This is a genomic window from Streptosporangium sp. NPDC053982, assembly GCF_055585205.1.
In genome coordinates this window covers 156,624-178,583 of the sequence record NZ_JBVJKQ010000006.1, presented here as the reverse complement: position 1 = coordinate 178,583, position 21,960 = coordinate 156,624, and the positions used below count along the sequence as shown (strand labels likewise).

Below are 21,960 nucleotides of genomic sequence, written 5' to 3'. Positions count from 1 at the left end.
GCGCGACCCTTGGTGCATACTCCTCGCCGTCATCATCGCTTGACCTTTACATCACTCACGGTTCCACCGTACCTGCATCCACCGATGCGACGGCAGACCACGGGGAGCATGTTCGCTGGGGACGTAACGCGGTAATCACCCGGAATGTTCCCCCACGCTCGTCTCCAGGACTCTCCGCAGAAGGTCCACTGCCTCGATCACCGTCGACCGCCGGATCTCGTCACGCGTTCCGGCGAGGTTCAGATCTTCATGCCATACCCGCCCGTCCGAACCGCTAACGGCCAAATGTACGGTGCCGACCGGTTTTCCGTCCTGCGGATCGGGTCCGGCCACCCCGGTCGCGGCCAGCCCGTAGGAGGCTCCGGTGAGCCGGCGGACGCCGTCCGCCATCGCCGCGGCGACGGCCGGGTGAACCGCCCCCTCCCGTGCCAGCAGGTCGGCCGGGACACCCAGGAGGCGGTGCTTGAGCTCGGTGGCGTAGGAGATGACCCCGCCGGCGAAGGCGGCCGACGCGCCGGCCGGGGCGGTGAGGGCCGCGCCGATCAGCCCGGCGGTCAGCGACTCGGCCACCGCCGCCGTCTCCCCCCGGCGGACGAGCAGGGACAGCACCTCGGCGGCGGGCGGGACGCGGCCCATCAGGCCTTCCTCGCCTGCTTCGCCACCTGCCGCAGCTTGACCGCGCGGACGACGTAGTCGATCCCCGTCCCCACGGTCACGACGACCGCGGCGCCCATCACGACCCAGCGGAACACCTCCGGCATTCCCGGCCACATGTAGAGGGCGATCGCGGCGATCTGCAGGACGGTCTTCACCTTCCCGCCGTAGCTGGCCGGGATGACCCCGTGCCGGATCACCGCGAACCGCAGGAGGGTCACGCCCAGCTCCCGGCCGAGGATCACGCCGGTGACCCACCACGGCAGCTCGTTCAGGACCGACAGGCTGATCAGCGCGGCGCCGGTCAGCGCCTTGTCCGCGATCGGATCGGCGATCTTCCCGAAGTCGGTGACCAGGCCGTAGCGGCGGGCCAGCTCGCCGTCCAGCAGGTCGGTGAGCGAGGCCACCAGGAAGACCACCAGCGCGGTGATCCGCCAGCCGTACCCCTCCAGGAAGAGGCACGCCACGAAGAAAGGGACCATCGCCAGACGGAGCACCGTGACGACGTTGGCGATGTTCCAGGCGCTCGGCCTGGAGTCCATGGATGCCGAGGTCGATCCGGTTCCGGTCTCTGGCGGGTTGGTCATACGCTCTCCCGGCCGGGCGGCGCGCTCACGGAGCGGCCTTGATTCGGGCGATCAGGTCGACCCCCTCGGAGTCGACGACGACGGCCCGCACGATCTGCCCCGGCACCAGGCCGATGCCCTGGACCGTGACGGAGCCGTCCACCTCGGGTCCCTGGTGGGCCGCCCGCCCTTCGTAACCGCCGTCGCCGAGGTCCTCCTCGACGAGGACGTCCACCTCGGCGCCGATGCGCTCCTCCGCCCGCTGGGCCATGAGCTCGTCGGCCAGCTCGGTGAGCGCGGCCACCCTGGCGTCGACGATTTCCTGGTCGAGCTTGCCGGGCAGGGACGCCGCCTCGGTGCCCTCCTCGTCGGAGTAGCCGAAGACGCCGATGACGTCGAGCCTGGCCTCCTGCAGGAAGTCGACCAGCTCGCCGAACTCCTCCTCGGTCTCGCCGGGGAAGCCGACGATGAAGTTGGACCGCACGCCCGCCTCCGGGGCGCCCGCGCGGATGGTCTCCAGCAGGTCGAGGAAGCGCCGGGGGTCTCCGAAGCGGCGCATCCTGCGCAGCACCGTGCCGCTGGCGTGCTGGAAGGACAGGTCGAAGTAAGGCGCCACGCCCTCGGTCGAGGAGATCGTCTCCAGCAGGCCCGGCCGGAGCTCGGCGGGCTGGAGGTAGCTGACCCGCACCCGCTCGATCCCCTCGACGGCGGCCAGGGCCGGCAGCAGCCTCTCCAGGGCCCTCAGGTCGCCGAGGTCCTTGCCGTAGGAGGTGGAGTTCTCGCTGACCAGGACGAGCTCTCTGACGCCCTCACCGGCCAGCCAGGCCGCCTCGGCGAGGATCTCCTCCGGCTTCCGCGACACGTAGGCGCCGCGGAAGGCGGGGATGGCGCAGAAGGTGCACCGCCGGTCGCAGCCGGAGGCCAGCTTCAGCGAGGCCACCGGCCCGCCCCCCAGCCGCTTGCGCAGCGGGCGGGGGCCGCTGGCCGGGGCCAGGCCCTCGGGCAGGTCGCCGTGGCCGGGGATGTGGGTCTTGGGGGCGGCGGCGCGCTCGACCGGCGAGATCGGCAGCAGCGTCCTGCGGTCGCGCGGGCTGTGCGGGACGAGCGGCCTGTCGGCCAGCACGTCGTCCAGCCGCGCGCCGATCTGGGTGTAGTCGTCGAAGGAGATGACGGCCGACGCCTCCGGCAGCGCGTCGGCGAGCTGGTCGCCGTAACGTTCGGCCATGCAGCCCGCGGCGACCACCTTGGCGCCGGAGTCGGCCGCGGCGAGCAGCGTGTCGATGGAGTCCTTTTTCGCTGAGTCGATGAAGCCGCAGGTGTTGACGACGATGACGTCGGGGTCGTCGTCGCCCACCTGCCAGCCGGCAGCCTCAAGACGCGCGGCGAGCTCTTCGGAGTCGACCTCGTTGCGCGCGCAGCCCAGTGTGATCAGCGATGCGGTTCGGCGGGATGACATGGTGAACACTACGGTATCGGGAGTTGGCCACCATCGGCGCACTCCCCCTCCCCCAGGCTCCCCTCCCCGGCCGTTCCGGCCCTCCGGGAGGCTCTTCCCGGCCCTCCCGGAACCCCGCGCGGTCAGGACTTGGAAGCCTTGTAGGAGTGTTTGAGCACCTCGCCCTCGGAGCCCGGGACACCGAGGTCCACGCCGTTCATCCGGACCGAGAAGGCCCCCGCGTCACCGAAGGTGACCTTCAGCGCCTTCTGCGCCCGCCACACGGACGCCTGACCGGCCGTCATCCGGCCGGAGAAGAGCCGGTGCCCGGCCGCGTCCTTGATGTCGAGCCAGGACGGGCGTTTCGCGGTGATCTGGAGGACCACCTCGCCCCGCTTCGGGGCGAGCGCCGCGCCGGCCCGGCGAGGGCCGCCGGCCAGCGGCCGCGCGTGCGCCGAGTGCGGCGCGGCCGACTTCTTGGCCGGGCGGATGTCGGCGGTCGGGGTCTCCTCCCCGCCCATCATCTTCGCCACGCCGAACACCACGATGATGGCCAGCGCCACCGCCATGGCCATCGTCCAGTTGGGCGAGCGCCGCTCCCGGATGTTGATCGGCTTGTCGGCCTGGAAGACGCTGGCCGCCCGCACCGGCAGCGGGACGCCCCCGTGCAGCTCGTCGTACTCGTGCACCATGGCCTCGGGGTCCAGCCCGAGGACCTTGGAGATGTTGCGTATGTGACCCCGCGCGTAGAAGTCGCCCCCGCAGTGCGAGAAGTCGTCGCGTTCCATCGCGTGGATCAGCGCCTCGCGCACGCGTGTGCGCGCGCTCAGCTGCCCGACGGTCATGCCCGTCGTCCGGCGCGCCTCTGCCAGACTGCCGCCAATGCTCATGCCGCACGCCCCCCCAGCCCATGACGTTGCGTAGTGAGTCCCATTCAATCAGTAATCAGGGGGACTGGGTACGCCGGGGGGGTCATCACCCTCTCAAGTCGGCCGGGAGAGACGGCGCGCCGTACGGCGACGGCGGCGGCGAGGCGCGGTCGTCACCCTCTCAGATCGGCCAGGAGACCCGGCAGGTCGTCGGGTTTGACCAGCACCTCCCTCGCCTTCGACCCCTCGCTCGGCCCGACGACGTTGCGGCTCTCCAGCAGGTCCATCAGCCGGCCCGCCTTGGCGAAGCCCACCCGCAGCTTGCGCTGGAGCATGGAGGTGGAGCCGAACTGGGTGGTGACGATCAGCTCGGCCGCCTGGATCATCAGTTCGAGGTCGTCGCCGATGTCCTCGTCGATCTCCTTCTTGGCGGTGGCGGCGGCGGTGACGTCCTCGCGGTACTCGGCCTGCATCTGGGCCTTGCAGTGCGCGACTATCTCGACGATCTCCTTCTCGGAGACGAAGGCGTTCTGCAGTCGCATGGGCTTGCTCGCGCCCATCGGCAGGAACAGCGCGTCGCCCTGGCCGACCAGCTTCTCCGCGCCGGGCTGGTCGAGGATGACCCGGCTGTCGGCGAGGCTGGAGGTGGCGAACGCCAGCCGGGACGGCACGTTCGCCTTGATCAGGCCGGTGACGACGTCCACCGACGGCCGCTGGGTGGCGATCACCAGGTGGATGCCCGCGGCGCGGGCGAGCTGGGTGATGCGGACGATGGAGTCCTCGACGTCGCGCGGGGCGACCATCATCAGGTCGGCGAGCTCGTCCACGATCACCAGCAGGTACGGGTAGGGCTGGTAGACCCGCTCGCTGCCGGGCGGCGGCACGAGCTTGCCCGCGCGCACCGCCTTGTTGAAGTCGTCGACGTGCCGGAAGCCGCTGGCGGCCAGGTCGTCGTAGCGGCGGTCCATCTCCCCCACCACCCACTCCAGGGCCTCGGCGGCCTTCTTGGGGTTGGTGATGATCGGCGTGATGAGGTGCGGGATGCCCTCGTAGACGCTCAGCTCGACCCGCTTGGGGTCGACCAGGACCATCCGCACCTCGTCGGGGGTGGCGCGCATCAGGACCGAGGAGATGAGGCCGTTGACGCAGACCGACTTCCCGGCGCCGGTGGCGCCCGCGATGAGCAGGTGCGGCATCTTGGCGAGGTTGGCCACGATCGTGCGGCCCTCCACGTCCTTGCCCAGGCCGACGATCATGGGGTGCTGGTCGGCCTGGGCGACCTGGGAGCGCAGGATGTCGCCCAGCGACACGAGGTCCTTGTCGGTGTTGGGGATCTCCACCCCGATCGCCGACTTGCCGGGAATGGGGCTCAGGATGCGGACGTCGGCCGACTTGACCGCGTAGGCGATGTTCTTGGTGAGCGCGGTGACCTTCTCGACCTTGACCGCCGGGCCCAGCTCGATCTCGTAGCGCGTCACCGTCGGCCCGCGGGTGAACCCGATCACCTGGGCGTCGATGGCGAACTGCTCCAGGACGCTGGTCAGCGCGTTCACCACGACGGTGTTGGCCTTGGTCTGCGGCTTGGGCGCGCTGCCCGGGCGCAGGAGCTGGCTGTCGGGCAGGGCGTAGGGGCCCGACTGCGAGGAGAGCAGGAGCTGCTCGACCTTGCGCGGCGCCGGGGTCGGCGCGGGCGGCTCGGGCGGCGCCGGAGGCTCGGGGCTGGGCACGGGCGGCTCGTCCACCAGCCCCGGCACGATCTCCGGTGAGTGCTCGGCGGCCCGCTCGCCCGCCTCGGTGAGCAGCGGCGTGTCGTACGGCCGGACGCCCTCGGGCCCCTCCGGGCCCTCCTCCTCCCCGTTCCCACGGCCGCCGCGGGGCTTCTTGGACGTCGTGCGCCTGCGCGGCTCGCGGGTCCGGGCCGGGAGGTCCCGGTTGAAGAGCATGTGCCGGATCTCAGCCAGCCGTTCCGGGACCCGGTGCACCGGGGTGGCGGTGATCACCAGGACGCCGAAGCCCGCCAGGATCAGCAGCAGGGGGACGGTGATGAAGGCGGGCAGGATGCTCGCCGGAGGCGCGGAGACGATGAACCCGATCATGCCGCCCGCGGCGGCGACCTTGTCCATGCCGTCGGCGCCGCCCCCCGACGGGTACGGCGTGCCGTGCGCCACGTGCACGATGCCGAGCAATCCGGCCACGAGGGCGGACCAGCCGATGCCCATCCGGCCGGTGTCGGCGTTCTCGTCCGGGTGCCGCAGCAGCCGCCAGGCCAGCAGCGCCACCAGGATCGGCGCCAGCCAGGCGAGCGAGCCGAACGCCCCGCGCATGAAGCCGTTGACGATCTCGGAGAACGTGCCGGTGGTGTCCCGCCAGATCAGCGCCGCCAGCACGATCGCCCCGGAGAAGACGGCCAGCCCGAGCCCGTCGCGGCGGTGGACGGGGTCGAGTTCGCGGGCGTTCTGGCCCATGGCCCGCGCGGTGCTGCCGACGGCCCCGGCGAGCACCATCCAGATGCCCATGAGCAGCTTGCCGAACATGATGAAGACCCAGCTGATCGGGTCGGGCTGCAGGGGCGCGGGCCTTCGGGCGGCGGGCTTCGCCCGGGCGGCGGCCGCCCGCCTGGCGGGGGCCGTACGGGAGGGAGCGGACCTCGCCCGGCCGGGTCCCCCCTTGGCCGGGGGCTTGCCTGAAGGTCGGGACGTACGGGTGGCCATGGTAGCGAGGCTAACGAGCCGGGACGCGGATCGCTCGGCGGCGCGCCGGGGAGGTCCGAAGAAGCCGGCGAGGCGGGAGAGAGCTGAGAGGCCGGAGAGAGCGGCGGGCGCCGGGCGGACGGTGGCGTCACCGTCCGCCCGGCGCCGGAGGGGATCAGGAGTAGGAGATGTCGGAGGAGGAGTAGAGGCAGTTCACCCCGTCGGCGCCGCTGCCGATGTGGCTCGGCTCACCGCTGGTCACGCCCTTGTACTTGTCGCAGATCACGACCTTGCGGCTGGAGTCGTTGACGATGCGGATCGAGGAGAACCGGGCGGTGTCGCCGTAGTTGGTGTTGATGCCGGCGATCACCTTGCCCGGGGTCGTCGCCACCACGTTGGAGATGACCACGTTGCGCTGGTACTGCTTGGAGCAGTTGCCGCAGGAGCGGTAGAGCTTGCCGAAGTTCTCGACCAAGAACTTTGGTTGAGGCAACTCTTCTCCAGATGCGTCTCACGTCGAAGCACTTAGGAGAGCAACGAGCGATGACGGTCTGACCTGTGCGAATGCCGAAACCCTTCTACCTGCCAGGCTCGCCAGCCATGATCAAGAGCGGCGACAGCTACCGATCGGCGAGGAGTTTCATTACACGATCAAGGCGGCAGCGCTTCGCGCCGCCGCACGGCGGGGCGTGCCCGCCCCCGCCGCGCGGACATCGGGACCGGGCATGCGGCCTGGGGGCCGGTCCCGGCCCGCGCCCGCCCGGCGGGGGCGGGCAGACCCCGCCGCCCGCCGCACCGAGCGCCCGCCGTACCGAACCGCACCCGCCGCCGCTGGTGCGCGCTGCCGCCGCTGCGACCGCCGGCCCAACCGCTACGCGGCCCCTCCGGGGTGCCTTCGGCATTGCGCCGGCCGTCTCCGCTCTGTGCGTTCATCAGCCACACCGAATCTATGGACAAGACAGGGCTGCCGCCCCGCTTCCGGTGCTCGCGCCTGGCGGCACTGCGCTCCGGGTCGGGTTGCCATCGAATGACACGGGTCCAAGGTGGTCACGGTCATCGCGGGTCAGGTGCGGCGGCACGGACTACGGGGGAAGGCCGCACCGCCGCACCGGCTTCAAGGGAGATCAGCGGTAGGTGAGCTGCACCCAGACCGCGCGGCCTATCTCCGGGTCGTAGTCGGTGCCCCATGCACTGGACAGGAAGTCCACCCACGCCAGCCCCCGCCCGCCGAGGCTGTCACTGTCGGCGGGACGCATCGCGGGGACGTTGACGGGTGAGCCCTTGTCGATCACCTCGACATGGACCAGGCCGTCTCCCAGACCGACGCCGACCGTGATGATCCCGTCAGGGTGACCCGAGTCGCTGTGAAGAATCGCGTTCGTGACGACCTCGCTCACCAGCAGCTCCACCGTCTCCAGAACCTCCGCCGAGGCCGTGACGTGTGCGCTCAGCAATTTCCGCACCCAGTGACGCGCGTCCGCCGCCGACTGCGGCACCCCGTAGAAGTCCCGATGATCGAGGAAGCGCAGCCCGTTCCAGCGCTTGAGCATCGCTTCGAACGCCTCATAGACGGCTTCCCGGCTCACCGCCCCGCCGCCTTGCGAAGGGGGGCCGGTTGCGCCTGGTCAGCCGGTGTCGCCCCACCCGGCGACATGGCTTTAGAGTGATCCACGGATCGCACCTCCAGCGTGCGGTCAAGGGACCCGTACGGCGTGTCCGCGCCTGCGGGTCCCGCTTTGTGCGGTCCTCCCATGACATCCCCGAGTCCCCTCCCACAGGCAGTGTGAGTAGGGGAGACTGGGGGAGACAGTCGGACCCTCCGAGTCCCCCGAGGTACATGCGATGGACGACGTTCCAGCCTGGGCCATACGGTTACGCGCCGAGCGACGGGACAAGCTGTGGACGCAGCGAGAGATGGCGAAGCGACTCGCCGACGCCGCTGACGGCCGTACCCGAGCCCGGTTCCCCGAGCGTGAATCTGTGATCCGCATGATCAAGGACTGGGAAGCGGGCAGGCATCAGCCCAAGGACCCCTACCGGGTGCTCTACTGCCGGGTGTTCGGCATGGACGAGTCCGAACTGTTCGGCGACGACCCCGACAGCGCGCCTTCCGGCAGTACCTACCTCGGTGGGGACGAGATCGAAGCCCTGGAGCTGGCCCGCCGCGTCGCCGCCAGCGACGTAGGAGGCGAGACGCTCGACCGGATGGAATCAGCCGTCGACGATCTCGCGACGGCCTATCCGGGGACGCCACCGGCCGAACTGCTGAACCGGGTACGCGAGCACCTGGCCTACGTCTCACACCTTTTCGACGCGAAGAAGACGATCAACGAGCATCGCCGCCTGCTCACGGTCGGCGGCTGGCTGTCATTGCTCGCCGCCACCTGCCACATCGACCTTCGCCAGTTCAGGACCGCCACGACGTGGCTTCAGACGGCCTCCCAGATGGCGAAACACGCCGAGCACCCCGAGATCGCAGCGTGGTGCCTGGAGACGGAGGCATGGCGAGCGGTCACCACCGGCGACTACCGCCGTGCTTTGACGCTGTCCCAGGGTGCGCAGACCGTCGCACCGCGCGGAAGCTCCGCCTACATCCAGGCGACCGCGCAGGAGGGCCGGGTATGGGCGCGTCTGGGCGCCGGACCGGAGACGAGGGACGCGCTTGCCCGAGTCGACCGGCTCGTCTCCCCCCTGCCGATGCCCGACAGCCCCGAGCACCACTACCGCTACGACCCCACCAAGCGGGACGCCTACGTCGCGACCACCCTGTCATGGCTCGGAGACCCGGCCGCCGAGTCATACGCCCGGCAGGTGCTCGGACACCTGGAGACGGTCGCCGGTGGGCCGCCCCGCCCGCGACGGGCGGTATCCGCGCGTCTGGATCTGGCGCTGGCCCTCATCGCAGCCGATAAGCCCGACGAAGCCGGACAGGTCACTCTCGCCGCCATGACGAGCGGCTCTCTCGTGCCATCCAACTATTGGAGGGCACGAGAGGTGATCAGCGCCGTCGAAGCTCACCGTGTGCCCGAGGCCGTAGAGCTACGCGAGGCGTATCGAGAACTCATCGGTCCTCAGTAGGGCTCTCCGGCTCGCGTTCACGGGCGATCCGGCGAGCGGTGGCGATGCGTTGCCGGGCGAGTTCGGCCCATAGGTGTTCCCCGTGTCTGTAGCCGCTTCCGGCGTAGCGCCACTCCCCGACCGTGACCGTCTGTTTCTCGCCGGGATCGGGCAGGCCCCTCCGTCGCCGGGACTCCCGCGCTTGATGGTCGGCCCGAGCCTGCCGCAGCGTGCCGAGCGTGGTCGAGTAGCGACGGCTCTTGGTCGAGAAGTGGCCCCGATAACCGAGCATGTGAGCCCACTGCCGGAGGCGAAGCTCTTGGCATTGGGGCAGATCGGCCAGCGCGAAACAGGTACAGATCATCTGCCGGGCGTGCTCGGTGACATCCAGCCGCCACACATCCCGTTCGTTGCGGATCGGACGGTCTACCGTTCCAGCCGACTCCGCCCCCTTGGTGGCGTACTTGGCCACGTAGGACGCCACCCGCTGATCACTGACCCCCACGTCCGCCGAGACGTACACCGGCCGTACATCTACTTGCGTCCCCCAGCCGAGCACCACGGGAGTCCCGCCGTCGAGGGACGGCACCGCAACGGCGACGTCGTGCGCCGCTTGCCGGATGGCTTCATCAAGGAGTGTCACGGTGGCCCAGTCCGGCGGAGGAGTATCCGGCCCGTCCGGACCATCCAGCCGGATCACCGCGTGGAAGTGGACCAGGCCGCGCGCCTGGTACTCGGCGACCTTGGCGAACGACACCCGTACCCGCCGCCGTAGTTCGGCGCGCGAGATGCCCCGCAGGCGAGCCAGCACCGCCGGGAGAGCCTGACTCAAGCGCCGCCACAGCTCACCCGCGTGAGCGTTCCACAGCACCGCGCCGGGATAGTCGTAACAGTCCACGCACAGCGGTTGACCCACCTGTGGATCATCGGACTCGTGTCGTCTGCCGCACCCTTCGGGATTGCCGTGCGGGCATTCGGGACGGCCACGCCGAGGACGACAGGGCAAGGTCTTGTCGCCGTTGCGGCGGTGAGCGTGCACCGCCCCGAACGAAGGGGCGGTGAAGGTGGCGAACACACGCGGACGTGTGCTCACCTCATCAGGCACGCCCTTACCGCCCCGCAGGCCGGACAGGATCAGATGGTAGGTGTCGTCTCGGTAGACCTCCGAGCAGGCCGGGCACCGGGAGGCACGGCGGTTGCCGCACGCGGTGAGCAGGTACCCGGTCGGCTCGTCAGCGGTCCGGTAGACGTCGAGGACCTCTAGAGATGAGTCGAAGGTGATCCGGCGGCCTTGCAACCGGATCGGCTGAGCGCATCCGCCCGTGGCGCGCACCATCTGTTGCCAGCGGGCGAAGTCGGGCATGGCCGCGCGGTGAGCAGCCGCGACCATGTCAGGGGGCAGGGACGGAAACTCGGTCATGCCGCTTCCGTCCCGCTGTCGTCTACGCCGGATCTCCCGCGGGAGGTATCTGCCTCCACGCCGAGCAGTACGGCGATCTCTCTCCATGTCTCGTCTGACCACTTGGGCGCTTGGGCGGCTTGGCGCTTACCCCACTCCTGGGCATGCGCTGTCGGTGGGCGCAGCGTGACTCCCTTCCTCGCACGAAGGCCGCCACCATGACCGGGAGATGACAAAGCACCGCCGCCCGGCAGGCCAAGAGGAAGCCTGAAGGGCGATGGCGCTTTCAGCGAGAGATGTTTTGGAGTGTATTTGCGACGAGAGCTTAGAATGCGGGCGGAGAGAGTTTATTAGCCGGAAGCCGTCCGGAGGTCATTTTTTTGCCGCCCAAGACTGGAATGCGTCGCGTTGTTTGTTTTTTGTTTTGCGCCTTTATGAGGGCGAGTTCCCGCTGTTCTTCTGCCGTCATGTTCGGTGGCCGGGACATCATCCGTTCTACCACCGACACAACGAATGAAGCGAGCTGAAAGTTCCTGGCCGCCGCCTGTTCATGGACGTCCGCTGGCGTCCGGTGACGTTCGCTGGCGTTCAATGGCGTCCGACCGCATACGGCTGCACACAGGTGAAAGAAAGGGAGCCGTCACCTCAAGGTAAGGGCACCAGCTCCCACCGGCCCGCAGGGTGCCTCAAACGTCCTCGCGCCAGACGAGATTGAGCAGGTCCGGATCGAACGGCGCACGCCCCGTCCTTCCGGATGGAAGAACGACGACTGCGTGCAGTACCCGCCGGATATATGCACGCTTCTGCGAGATGTCCAAGCGGTCCCGGTCAGTCTCGGAGTACCACCGTCGCCTGATGTCCGTCACGTCCGCCTGAGAACGCTCTACGGCCGCCGCGTGCAACTGGCGTTCCTTGACGAGCCGATCTATGTCCGCGTCCACACGCTTCATCTCTGCGAAGAAGTCACCGGGCTTGATATCGCGCGCCGCAAACGCCTGACGAAGTGCAATCTTTTGCTCCTGGAACTCTTTAAGCTCCTCTTCCTTTTCCCACGCCTTCGCTTTCGGGGCTTTCAGCGATCCTTCTTCGAGCTTGGAGATAACCGCTTCCGAAACGTACATGTCCACCACGTCACCCTTTCGAGCGAGGCCGCCGCACCCTCCCTCGCTTCTGGCCGGACATGAGTAGGCATAATCCCCGAGCTTCTTACGCACGCCTACGCGGAGTTTCGCCATGCACATGGCACCGTCCGCCAGAGACTTACCACAGCGCAGAATACCGGTCAGAAGGTAACGATGTTCCCGGTAGTCATCGGGCAGATCACCTACTATCCCGTTCCTGTTCACCCGCTTGCCCCGACGCTGCTCGAAAATGGCGCGGACGGCCCACCACTGCTCAGGGGTCACGATTGCTTCCCACTCCCCCACCACAGGGTCACCCTTGGCGTCCGCGACAAGCTCACCATGCAACATGCGCCATCCACATATACGAGGATTAAGAAGCAGTTGCTTAAGGGCAGCCGTTGACCACTTATTCCCGCGCGTCGTCAAGAAACCCCGATCCTGCCATTCCAGGACGATGGAGTTCAGAGAACGGCCTGCGATGACCTGTTCTACAGCCTTACGGACGGCCTCAGACGTGACAGGGTTGAGCGTCTTCCTGTCTTTGTTCCAGCCGAACGCCTGGTAGGTGAGTGCGATCTTTCCTGTCTCCGCGATGCCCCGATGCTTGTCGATTGCCCGTCTACGGATCTTCTTCGCTTCCGCTCGCGACAGCAACGCGCCCAGGAGGCCCATCGACTCGGCTTCTTCGCTGTACAGGTGTTTGGTGGCGCGAAGGTCGGCGAACACCCGGTTGGGGACGGAGGTGAAAGCGTCGATGAAACGTTCGTAGTCGCTCGTCTTCCGGGCAAGGCGGTCATCCGCCGTCACCACGACGCCCATCACAGCGGTTCCGTCCGGCAGCGAGCCCGCCCGAAGAGCCTTGAGCATCGCCTCGAAATCCTCGCGGACTACTCCCTCTTTGACCGCCGAGCGATCGTTGTCCGTGTAAGAATGCACGATCCGCCACCCATGCCGAGCGGCGGTTTGCTGGTTCATCCGGTGTTGTTCCTTGACGGTGTGCGCGTCCTTCGCCAGGTCAAGGCTCGCACGAGCGTAGGCGACTACGGGCACCAGCTCATCAGACACTCTTTGCCTCCTGCGGGAAAGAATAACCCCGGCAGAAGTTCTACACCCGGAAGTTCTTGATGTACATCGTGCCGGGGCCGTTGTGCTGGAAGACCTTGTCGGTGGCGGACCTGGCGCCGCCGCCGTCGATGGTCATCGTCTGGGAGGCGGAGGTGCCCTTGAAGGTGGCGGCGTCCTCGCCGACGTCCTCCCACCAGACGTTCCTGAGCGTGCAGGTGCCCGTGCAGTGGATGCCGTCGGCCGCGGGCGCGCCGAGGATCACGTTCTGCAGGGTGGCGCCGTCGGCCAGCTTGAAGATCGGGTCCTGGCTCTCACTCTGCCCGTCGGTGCCGAGGGCGCCGGTGCCGTAGTAGCGCTTCATGCCGCCGTCCATCGAACCGCTGACGTTGATGGTGGAGCCGACGGCCTGCTGGCCGTTCGGCGACGGCCAGGAGCCGGACGGCGGCGGGGTCGTCGGGCCGGTGGTGGGGGTCGCCGTGGGGGTGGGGCCGGGGCCGGAGCCGGCGGCCTTGAGGGTCCACTGCTTGCTCGCCGCCGAGTCGCAGGAGTTCTGCTTGACCGTGCTCCCCTCGGCGTTGAGGCACTTGGCGCTGCCGATGTTGACGACCCGGTAGTTCGAGCCGCCGGCGGTCAGGTCCCAGCTTTGGAAAGCGCTTCCCGAGCATCCCTGCTGAAGAACGAGTTTGCCCGCCGAGGTGCTGGCGTCCTGGATGCCGGCGCACCTGCCGCTGTGCGAGGCGACCAGCTTCTGGCCGCCGGAGGCGGAGGAGAGCTGCCAGGTCTGACTGGCGGCCCCGTTGCACGAGGACTGGGTCAGCGCCGCGCCGTCGGACGTCGAGGCGCCCGTCACGTCGAGGCAGAGGCCGCTTGCGGAGTTCACCAGCGTGTAGGACCCGGAGGCCGGCGCGGCGGAGGCGGGGAGTTGCAACCCCACCACCGCGCCGGCCGCGAGCAGCGCCGCGGCACCCGCCGTGACGCAGGCCCGCAGCCTGCTTTTCGTCGACACGATCGTCTCCCTTGTGAGCCTGGCTCTCGCGAGCCTGTCAGGTGGGCTGAAGGTAGTTTCACAAGATAGGACGACTTCCCGTGAAATGGAACAGTCGGAACCGGCCGATCTTTGGGACCAAAGGAAAGCGCATTCCGTCCTATGTATTGACATGATGTTTCATGTAGCAGAACATCCTCACCAACGAGGCGTTGGGAGGAGACTTCATGTCCGCACTCGACTGGTCCGTTCTGGGCGCGTACTTCCTGGTCATGGTGGGCATCGGCGTGTGGTCGAGGAGCCGGATCAGAAACGTGATCGACTTCTTCACCGCCGGAGGCCGGATCCCCTGGTGGCTGTCCGGCATCTCCCACCACATGTCGGGCTACAGCGCGGTCATGTTCGTGGCGTTCGCCGCGGTGGCCTACGCCTACGGCCTGGCCATGTACGTCTGGTGGGCGCTGACGATCGGCATCGGCGTCGGCATCGGCGCGTTCCTGTGGGCGGCCAGATGGAACCGGCTGCGCTCCAGACACGGCGTCGTCTCGCCGCTGGAGTACCTCGCCCGTCGTTACGACCTGCCCACCCAGCAGGTCCTCGCCTACAGCGGCGCGCTGCTGAAGGTCGTCGACATCGCGGCCAAGTGGGTGGCGATCGCCATCCTGCTCCGGGGCTTCACCGGGATGCCGATCTTCTGGGGCATCACGATCACCGGCGTCGTCACCCTCGTCTACATCACCGCCGGCGGCCTGTGGGCCGACGTGCTGACCGACTTCGGGCAGTTCGTCATCCAGGGCTTCGCGGGTGTCGCCATGTTCGTCGCGATCATGAGCCACCTGGACGGCGTGTCGACCCTGTGGACGATGTGGGACAAACTGCCCCCGGGACACGGCGACCCGTTCGCCGGGCCGTACACCACGACGTTCTTCCTCGCCCTGCTGTTCATCAAGACCTTCGAGTACAACGGCGGCATGTGGAACCTGGCCCAGCGCTACATGGCCTCGCCCTCGGGCTCGGCGGCCAGGCGGTCGGCGCTGCTGTCCAGCGCGCTGTGGCTCGTCTGGCCGCTGGTGCTGTTCGTCCCGATGTTCGCGGCGCCCCTCATCGTGCCGGGCCTGGCCAACCCCGAGGAGGCCTACGTACGGCTGGCCCAGACCCTGCTGCCGCAGGGCGTGATCGGCCTGGTGCTCGCCGGCTTCTTCTCCCACACCATGGCCATGGTCGCCTCCGACGCCAACGTGATCTCCTCCGTGATCACCAGGGACATCGCCCCGGCGATCGTCCGCAGGGTGCGCGACCTGTCGGCGCGGGCCGAGCTGACCTTCGCCCGGGTGACCACGTTCACCTTCGTGCTGATCAGCATGACGATCGCGATCGCGACCCAGGGCGAGGGCGTGGTGCTGAAGATCGTCGTGGACCTGGTCGCGGCCACGATGGGGCCGATCTCCATCCCGCTGATGCTGGGCATGCTCCCCTGGTTCAGGCGGAGCGGCCCCACCGCGGCGATCGTCTCCTGGGCGGCGGGCCTGGGCGTCTGGGCGTACGTCAAGTGGGTGGTCGAGTCCAAGGACACCGCGATGGTGGTCGGGGTGCCGCTGGTCACCTCGCTGGTCCTCTACGTGGCGGTCGGACTGCTGAAGCCGGAGAACCGGGCCGACCGCGACGCCCTGGTCGACTCCCTGGGCGACGACACCGAACCGGAGCGGACGGCCGCCGCGGGCGTCTGACCGCGACCCGGGAGGGGCCCTCCCCCGCCCCGGGAACCGGCCGGACCGGTCCGGCGCCGGAGGCCGGACGGGCCGCCACGCGGAAGGGAGGGGCCCGCCGCCGTCCGGCGCGTCCGGGCGGCGGCGGGCCCCCGTCCGTGCCTACCTGTCGGACTCCAGGACACCGCCGTTGGCGACGTCGGACTTCTCGATCTCCGTGAAGACGATGCGCACCGCCTCCGGGCGGACCTTGAGGATGTCCACGGCGGACCGGGTCACCGCACTGACGAATTCCCTGCGCTGGTCGAGGGTACGGCCGGAGAGCAGTTCGACGGTGATGTTCGGCATGCTGAACCTCCACTCCACAGTTATTTCGTTACATGAGAACATATCCCGCTACATGAAACAAGATGGAGTCGTGGGAGCACACCGCACCGCCGTACCGGCGGGACGGAGACCGGTGAGACGCACCCGCCGGGACGGGGTCCGGCCGCGCGGAGCAGGAAGCGGGGAAGCGGTCAGCCGGCCCGGAGAGGGTCGGGGGCGCCGAGCGCCTGCGAGACCTCCCGGGCGGCGCTCATCACCTCGGGGGCGAGCCGCTCGACCTCCTCGCGGCCGAGGTCCATCGCGAGGGCGGAGATGGAGATGCCGCCGAGCACCCGGCCCGTGTGGTCGAAGACCGGGGCGCCGACGCACAGCACGCCGGGGAGGTTCTCCTCGTCGTCCAGGGCGTACCCGCGGGCGCGAACCACCGCGAGGTGGGCCAGCAGGTCGTCCGCGGTCACCAGGGTGCGGGGCGTCCGCCCCGGCAGCCCCGCGCGGGCGCAGATCTCCCGGACCTCCTCCTCGGGGAGCTGCGCCAGGACGGCCTTGCCGATGGCGGTGCAGTGCAGGAACAGGCTCATGCCGATCCGCGAGGGCATCTGGTACGGCCGGCGGCCCTCCAGCTTGTCGACGTAGACCGCCTCGTCCCCGTTGCGGACGGCGAAGTGCGTGGTGTAGCCGGTGCGCTCGTGCAGCGCCCGCAGCGCCCCGGACGCCTGGCGGGCCGGGTCGAAGCGGTTCATGACCCGGCCGGCCAGGGTGAGGATCCGGGGGCCCGGCTCGTAGCCCCCGGAACCGTCGGACCGCGCGAAGCCCCATTCGACGAGCGACTGGAGGATCCGGTGGACCGTCGACTTCGACACACCCGTCACCGCGGCGATGTCGGTCACGCGGTGGTGCTCGGCGATCGCCTCCAGCACCGCCAGCGCCTTGTCAATAGAACTGCCTTCCCTGACCACGCTGCGAGCCTACTGGTCAGCGTGCCAACCAGCCCCCGTCCACCGCCAGCAGATGGCCGTTGACGTAGTCGGACGCGGAGGAGGCGAGGAAGACCGCGGCGCCCACGAGATCCTCCGGCGTACCCCAGCGGCCCGCCGGGATGCGCCCGGCGATCTCGGCCTCCCGCACCGGGTCCTCGCGCAGCCGCCGGGTGTTCTCCGTCGCGATGTAGCCGGGGGCGATCGCGTTGACCTGCACGCCGGAGGCGGCCCACTCGCAGGCCAGCGCCCGGGTCAGCCCGGCGACGGCGTGCTTGGACGCCGTGTAGCCGGGGACGTTGACGCCGCCCTGGAACGACAGCATCGAGGCGATCATGATGATCTTCCCCGAGCGCCGGGCCAGCATCCCCGCGCCGACCGCCCGGCTGAGCAGGAAGACCGCGTCGAGGTTGACGTCGAGCACGTCACGGAAGTCGGCGTAGGAGTGCCGGTCCGCCGGAGCCCGGCGGATGATCCCGGCGTTGTTGACCAGCACGTCGACCGGACCGAGACGTTCGGCCGCCGCCGGGATCCGCCCGGGGTCGGACAGGTCGAGGATCCAGCGCGTCGCCCGGCGACCGGTTTCGCGGACCTCGGCCTCGACCTCGTCCAGGTCGTCGTCGCGCCCGTGCAGCACCAGGTCGGCGCCGGCGGCGGCCAGGCCCACCGCGACCGCCCGGCCGATCCCGGTCCGGGCGCCGGTGACGAGCGCGGTCCTGCCCTCCAGCGAGAACATCAGCGCATCTCGCCGATCGCGACCTGCTCCACGTCGTCGTACGCCTGGTTCTCCCCGCCCATCGCCCAGACGAAGGAGTAGCTGTGCGTGCCGAATCCGCAGTGCACCGACCAGGGCGGCGAGATCACCGCCTGGCGGTCGGCGACCACGAGGCTGCGGGTCTCGTCGGGGCGTCCCATCAGGTGGATCACCCGCTGGTCGGCGGGCAGGTCGAAGTAGAGGTAGACCTCGGTCCTGCGCTCATGGGTGTGGCAGGGCATGGTGTTCCACATGCTGCCGGGCGCGAGCACGGTCACGCCGAGCACGAGCTGGCAGCTCCGGATGCCCTTGGCGTGGACGTACTTGTAGATCGTGCGCTCGTTGGAACCCTCGGGAGCGCCCAGCCGTACGGGCTCGGCGTCCTCCAGGGTGGCCTTCGCCGTGGGGAGGGAGGCGTGCGCGGGGGTGGAGACGAGATAGAACGGACCTCCCTCGAACGTCACCTCCCGCGTCCCCATCCCGGCGTACAGGCACTCCTTCGCGGCCAGCCCGTACGGCGTGCCGTCCACCGTCACCGTGCCCGCCTCGCCCACGTTGACCACGCCCAGTTCACGGCGCTCCAGGAAGTATCCGGCCCGCAGCCCGTCGGGGCAGGGCAGCTCCAGCGGCCCGTCACCGGGCAGCGCGCCGCCGACGACGATGCGGTCGTGGTGCGAGTGGACCAGGCGGACCTCTCCGGGCACGAAGAGCTGCTCGGCCAGGAAGCGGCGGCGCAGCCATTCGGTGGTCGCGCCGGGGATCTGGTCGGGCGCCGTGGCGTGCCGTACCTCCATCGACCCTCCATGTTCTCTGTTGATCAGATTTGTTCTATTACATGGAATTAAAGCCTGTTACATAGAACATGTCGAGCGTACGGCGCAGCCCCTGGCGGGCTTGCCCCTGACGCGCGGGTCAGGGGTTAACGTCGCGACGCCGCACACCCCCCGGCCTCCCGCATTCCCCCACTCCACAGAGGAACATCGCATGCCCACTCCGCCGCGCGTCTCCCGCGAAGTCCGGCTGACCACCCTGCCCGACGGCCTGCCGGGACCGGAGCACTTCGAGATCGCCGAGACCCCGCTGCCGACACCCGGGGACGGCCAGGTCCTGGTCAGGAACCGCTTCTTCCACGTGTTCGCCGCGCTGCGCACCCTCATCGGCGGGGGCGTGGACGGTGCGCCGTTCCCGCCGCTGCGCCCCGGCGACACCCTGTTCGGGGCGGCCGTCGGCGAGGTCGTCTCGGCCCCCGGGGGCAGCGGGCTGCGCCCCGGCGACCTGGTCTCGCACTGGCTCGGGTGGCGCGAGTACGCGGCCGTGGACGTCACAGACTGCACCCCGCTGGACGGTTCCCTGCCCGATCCGGCCGCCCACCTGGCGCATGGCCGGCTGGCCTACACCGCGCTGACCAGGGACGCCGAGATCCGGCCCGGCGACACGGTCTTCGTCTCGGGCGGCGGCGGGGCGGTCGGCTCGATGGCCGGGCAGATCGCCCGGCTGCTCGGCGCTGGCCGGGTGATCGGCAGCACCGGTTCACCGGAGAAGGCCGGGCGGCTGGTCTCCGAGCTCGGTTACGACGCGGCCGTGGTCCGCGGCGCGGGCCCGATCGGCGAGCAGCTCGCGCGGGTCGCGCCCGACGGCGTCGACGTGCTGCTGGACAACGTCGGCGGCGAGCAGCTGCGGGCCGCGGTGGCGGCGGCCCGGCCCGGGGCGCGGTTCGTCCTGGTCGGAGCGCTGTCCGGCCAGCTGTCGCCGCACGGTTCCGGCACCGAGGCGCCGGTCGGGCTGGACTCCTACCGGCTCATCCTCAGGCAGGTCACGATCCGCGGCTTCGGCGGCGCGGACGGCCCCGATGAACTCTCACGATGGAACGAGCGCTTCGGCGGCTGGCTGCGCTCCGGCGATCTCACCTTCCCGCACGTGCGGGTCCGCGGCATCGAGAACGCCCCGCGGGCGCTGCACGATGTGTTCCACGGCCGCCACCTCGGCACCGTTATCGTGGAGCTCTAGGCTCCGCCGGTCGGGGCCGCGGAACACGAGGACCCGGGTGCCGGAGGGCTGATGAGGATCGGCGACGCGGCGGCCGCGGCGGGGACCACCCCGCGCGCGCTGCGCTTCTACGAGCAGCGGGGGCTGCTGCCCCCGCCGCCGCGCACGGCGTCCGGGCAGCGGGAGTACGGCCCCCGCGAGGTGGCCCGGATACGGATCGTCCGCGAGCTGCTGTCCCTCGGGCTGACCGTCGAGGACGTGCGGAGCCGAGCCGATCGCCTCCACCTCCTGGAGGGCGACGACCCGCCGTACGACGCCCCCGGGTGCGCCGAGGGCAGGGGGGTCGTCGGGCGCCGGCTCGCGGCGCTCGACGAGGAGATCGCCCGCCTGACCCGGCTGCGCGAGCGGCTCGCCACCCGGACCGGCGTCCAGGACACCGTGGCCCCGTAGCCCCTTCGGCGGCATGCCCTCGTACCGCGTGCCCTCACAGCCTCACGATCCGGCGGAAAGGGGTTCCCGCCGTACGGCGAGAACCCCTCCGGAACGCGGGAACGGGCCCGTCAGACCTCGATGATCACGGGGACGATCATCGGGCGGCGGCGGTAGGTGTCGCTCACCCACCGGCCGACGGTCCTGCGGACCACCCGGCGGATCTGCTGGGCGTCGGCCACCCCGTCGGCCGCGTTGCTCTCCAGCGCCCGCTCGATCTGGGGCAGGATCTCGTCGAACGCGTCCGGGTCGATGCCGGATCCCCGGGCGTGGATCTCCGGGCCGCCGGCCAGCTTGCCGGTGGCGGAGTCGACGACGATGACGATGGAGACGAAGCCCTCCTCACCCAGGATCCGCCGGTCCTTCAGCGCGAAGTCGGTGACGTCGCCCACGGAAGTGCCGTCCACGTAGACGTACCCGGCGGAGACCGCACCGGCGAGCCGGGCGCGGCCGTCGACGAGGTCCACCACGACGCCGTCCTCGGCGATCACGATGTGGTCGCGCGGCACCCCGGTCAGCGCGGCCAGCTCGGCGTGCGCCCGCATGTGCCGCCACTCGCCGTGCACCGGCATGAAGTTGGACGGCCGGGTCACGTTGAGCAGGTACAGCAGCTCACCGGCGGCGGCGTGCCCGGAGACGTGCACCTTCGCGTTGCCCTTGTGCACCACGCGGGCGCCCCACCGGGTCAGGCCGTTGATCACCTTGTTGACGGCGGTCTCGTTGCCCGGCACCAGCGAGGACGCCATCAGCACGGTGTCGCCCTCGGCGATCCGGATCGGGTGGTCGCGGTTGGCCATGCGCGACAGCGCGGCCATCGGCTCACCCTGGGAGCCGGTGCAGATCAGCACCAGGTCCTCCGGCGGGAGGGCCTCGACGTCCCTGGAGTCGATGATCAGCTCCGGCGGCACCTTCAGATAGCCCAGGTCCCGGGCGATGCCCATGTTGCGGATCATCGAGCGGCCGACCAGCGCGACCTTGCGGCCGTGGTTGGCCGCAGCGTCCATCACCTGCTGGACCCGGTGCACGTGGGAGGCGAAGCTCGCCACGATCACCCGCTTCTGCGCGGTGCGGATCACCTCGTCGATGACCGGCGCGATCTCCCGCTCACTGGTGACGAACCCCGGCACCTCGGCGTTGGTCGAGTCGGACATCAGCAGGTCCACGCCCTCGGCCCCGAGCCTGGCGAAACCTCCCAGGTCGGTCAGGCGGCCGTCCATCGGCAGCTGGTCCATCCGGAAGTCACCGGTGTGCAGCACCAGTCCGGCCGGCGTCCTGATCGCGACGGCGAGCGCGTCCGGGATCGAGTGGTTGACCGCGAAGAACTCGGTCTCGAACGGCCCGAACCGGTGCCGCTCGCCCTCGACGACCTCGACCTTGGACGGCTGGATGCGGTGCTCGGTGAGCTTGGCCTCCACCAGTGCCAGCGTCAGCCTCGACCCCACGATCGGGATGTCACGCCGCTCGCGCAGCAGGTACGGCACCGCGCCGATGTGGTCCTCGTGACCGTGGGTCAGCACCAGCGCCTCGACGTCGCCCATCCGGTCACGGATGTACTCGAAGTCGGGAAGGATCAGGTCGATGCCGGGCTGCTCGGGCTCGGGGAACAGCACCCCGCAGTCGACGATCAGCAGGCGCCCGTCGTACTCGAAGACCGCCATGTTGCGGCCGATCTCCCCGAGGCCGCCCAGCGCGACGATGCGCAGCCCGCCCTCGGCGAGCGGCGGCGGTGTCCCGAGATCCGGGTGCGGATGGCTCATCCGGTCACCCCTTCCCCGCGCGCCGCGGACCTCGACCGGGCGCCGTGCTCCCGGCGCTCCTCGCGTTCCCTGTGTGCTCTGCGTTCTCTGAGGCTCAAACTTCCATTCCTCCCCACTGCGGCC

The 21,960-nt window shown here is 69.7% G+C and carries 19 protein-coding genes; 4 read left to right on the top strand and 15 right to left on the bottom strand.

The features are described from left to right. Window positions 1–135 precede the first annotated feature (135 nt). The 7 genes from ACZ6W9_RS12475 to ACZ6W9_RS12445 form a co-directional block, all read right to left on the bottom strand. The gene (locus ACZ6W9_RS12475; RefSeq protein ID WP_389955880.1) at window positions 136–636 is read right to left on the bottom strand and encodes a CinA family protein; all 501 of its coding nucleotides are present in this window, start codon (window positions 634–636) and stop codon (window positions 136–138) included. After that, on the bottom strand, window positions 636–1,241 hold the full coding sequence (pgsA, locus tag ACZ6W9_RS12470; protein ID WP_389955882.1) for a CDP-diacylglycerol--glycerol-3-phosphate 3-phosphatidyltransferase: 606 nt from the start codon (window positions 1,239–1,241) through the stop codon (window positions 636–638). Before pgsA ends, ACZ6W9_RS12475 begins: the two co-directional genes overlap by 1 nt. Before the next feature lie 25 nt (window positions 1,242–1,266). After that, a complete protein-coding gene (gene rimO, locus ACZ6W9_RS12465) occupies window positions 1,267–2,676 on the bottom strand; it encodes a 30S ribosomal protein S12 methylthiotransferase RimO (protein ID WP_389955885.1) in 1,410 nt (469 codons plus the stop codon). A gap of 122 nt (window positions 2,677–2,798) precedes the next feature. Continuing rightward, entirely contained in the window at window positions 2,799–3,545 is a 747-nt protein-coding gene (locus ACZ6W9_RS12460; RefSeq protein WP_389955887.1) for a helix-turn-helix domain-containing protein, read from the bottom strand. Window positions 3,546–3,697: 152 nt separating this feature from the next. Then, entirely contained in the window at window positions 3,698–6,235 is a 2,538-nt protein-coding gene (locus ACZ6W9_RS12455; RefSeq protein ID WP_470117715.1) for an FtsK/SpoIIIE family DNA translocase, read from the bottom strand. A 154-nt stretch (window positions 6,236–6,389) separates the two neighbouring features. Further along, entirely contained in the window at window positions 6,390–6,689 is a 300-nt protein-coding gene (locus ACZ6W9_RS12450; RefSeq protein ID WP_470117714.1) for a pectate lyase, read from the bottom strand. 649 nt (window positions 6,690–7,338) lie between these two features. After that, window positions 7,339–7,800: an ATP-binding protein gene (locus ACZ6W9_RS12445; protein WP_470117713.1), complete on the bottom strand. Its 462-nt coding sequence runs from the start codon at window positions 7,798–7,800 to the stop codon at window positions 7,339–7,341. A 256-nt stretch (window positions 7,801–8,056) separates the two neighbouring features. Here ACZ6W9_RS12445 and ACZ6W9_RS12440 point away from each other — a divergent pair, with 256 nt between their 5' ends. Then, a complete protein-coding gene (locus ACZ6W9_RS12440; protein ID WP_470117711.1) occupies window positions 8,057–9,292 on the top strand; it encodes a helix-turn-helix transcriptional regulator in 1,236 nt (411 codons plus the stop codon). On the opposite strand, the gene ACZ6W9_RS12435 is transcribed toward ACZ6W9_RS12440, so the two are convergent. The 3 genes from ACZ6W9_RS12435 to ACZ6W9_RS12425 all read right to left on the bottom strand — a co-directional run bounded on the left by ACZ6W9_RS12435 (window position 9,276) and on the right by ACZ6W9_RS12425 (window position 13,865). Further along, window positions 9,276–10,691 carry a replication initiator gene (locus ACZ6W9_RS12435; RefSeq protein WP_470117709.1) on the bottom strand — a complete coding sequence of 472 codons (1,416 nt, stop codon included), beginning with the start codon at window positions 10,689–10,691 and terminating at the stop codon, window positions 9,276–9,278. The two genes, ACZ6W9_RS12440 and ACZ6W9_RS12435, sit on opposite strands and share 17 nt — an antisense overlap. A gap of 665 nt (window positions 10,692–11,356) precedes the next feature. Continuing rightward, window positions 11,357–12,859 (bottom strand): recombinase family protein, encoded by a 1,503-nt coding sequence (locus tag ACZ6W9_RS12430; protein WP_470117708.1) that lies wholly within the window; start codon window positions 12,857–12,859, stop codon window positions 11,357–11,359. Window positions 12,860–12,899: 40 nt separating this feature from the next. Beyond that, the gene (locus ACZ6W9_RS12425) at window positions 12,900–13,865 is read right to left on the bottom strand and encodes a pectate lyase (protein WP_470117706.1); all 966 of its coding nucleotides are present in this window, start codon (window positions 13,863–13,865) and stop codon (window positions 12,900–12,902) included. Window positions 13,866–14,071: 206 nt separating this feature from the next. Here ACZ6W9_RS12425 and ACZ6W9_RS12420 point away from each other — a divergent pair, with 206 nt between their 5' ends. Continuing rightward, window positions 14,072–15,571 (top strand): sodium:solute symporter family protein, encoded by a 1,500-nt coding sequence (locus tag ACZ6W9_RS12420; protein WP_389955896.1) that lies wholly within the window; start codon window positions 14,072–14,074, stop codon window positions 15,569–15,571. A 141-nt stretch (window positions 15,572–15,712) separates the two neighbouring features. Here the strand turns inward: ACZ6W9_RS12420 and ACZ6W9_RS12415 are convergent, their stop codons facing one another. From ACZ6W9_RS12415 to kduI, 4 genes are all read right to left on the bottom strand, one after another. Further along, a complete protein-coding gene (locus ACZ6W9_RS12415) occupies window positions 15,713–15,898 on the bottom strand; it encodes a tautomerase family protein (RefSeq protein WP_362928215.1) in 186 nt (61 codons plus the stop codon). A 170-nt stretch (window positions 15,899–16,068) separates the two neighbouring features. Continuing rightward, window positions 16,069–16,833: an IclR family transcriptional regulator gene (locus ACZ6W9_RS12410; protein ID WP_470117703.1), complete on the bottom strand. Its 765-nt coding sequence runs from the start codon at window positions 16,831–16,833 to the stop codon at window positions 16,069–16,071. Window positions 16,834–16,849: 16 nt separating this feature from the next. After that, window positions 16,850–17,587 (bottom strand): SDR family oxidoreductase, encoded by a 738-nt coding sequence (locus ACZ6W9_RS12405; RefSeq protein ID WP_389955903.1) that lies wholly within the window; start codon window positions 17,585–17,587, stop codon window positions 16,850–16,852. Beyond that, a complete protein-coding gene (gene kduI, locus ACZ6W9_RS12400) occupies window positions 17,587–18,399 on the bottom strand; it encodes a 5-dehydro-4-deoxy-D-glucuronate isomerase (RefSeq protein WP_470117700.1) in 813 nt (270 codons plus the stop codon). Before kduI ends, ACZ6W9_RS12405 begins: the two co-directional genes overlap by 1 nt. 190 nt (window positions 18,400–18,589) lie before the next feature. Here kduI and ACZ6W9_RS12395 point away from each other — a divergent pair, with 190 nt between their 5' ends. Together ACZ6W9_RS12395 and ACZ6W9_RS12390 are read left to right on the top strand one after the other, a co-directional pair. Beyond that, window positions 18,590–19,612 (top strand): MDR family NADP-dependent oxidoreductase, encoded by a 1,023-nt coding sequence (locus ACZ6W9_RS12395; RefSeq protein ID WP_389955909.1) that lies wholly within the window; start codon window positions 18,590–18,592, stop codon window positions 19,610–19,612. Between the two features lie 51 nt (window positions 19,613–19,663). Continuing rightward, window positions 19,664–20,041, top strand: a complete 378-nt coding sequence (locus tag ACZ6W9_RS12390; RefSeq protein ID WP_189244885.1) for a MerR family transcriptional regulator — start codon at window positions 19,664–19,666, stop codon at window positions 20,039–20,041. Window positions 20,042–20,151: 110 nt separating this feature from the next. On the opposite strand, the gene ACZ6W9_RS12385 is transcribed toward ACZ6W9_RS12390, so the two are convergent. Beyond that, a complete protein-coding gene (locus ACZ6W9_RS12385) occupies window positions 20,152–21,837 on the bottom strand; it encodes a ribonuclease J (RefSeq protein WP_389955912.1) in 1,686 nt (561 codons plus the stop codon). Between the last annotated feature and the right edge of the window lie 123 nt (window positions 21,838–21,960).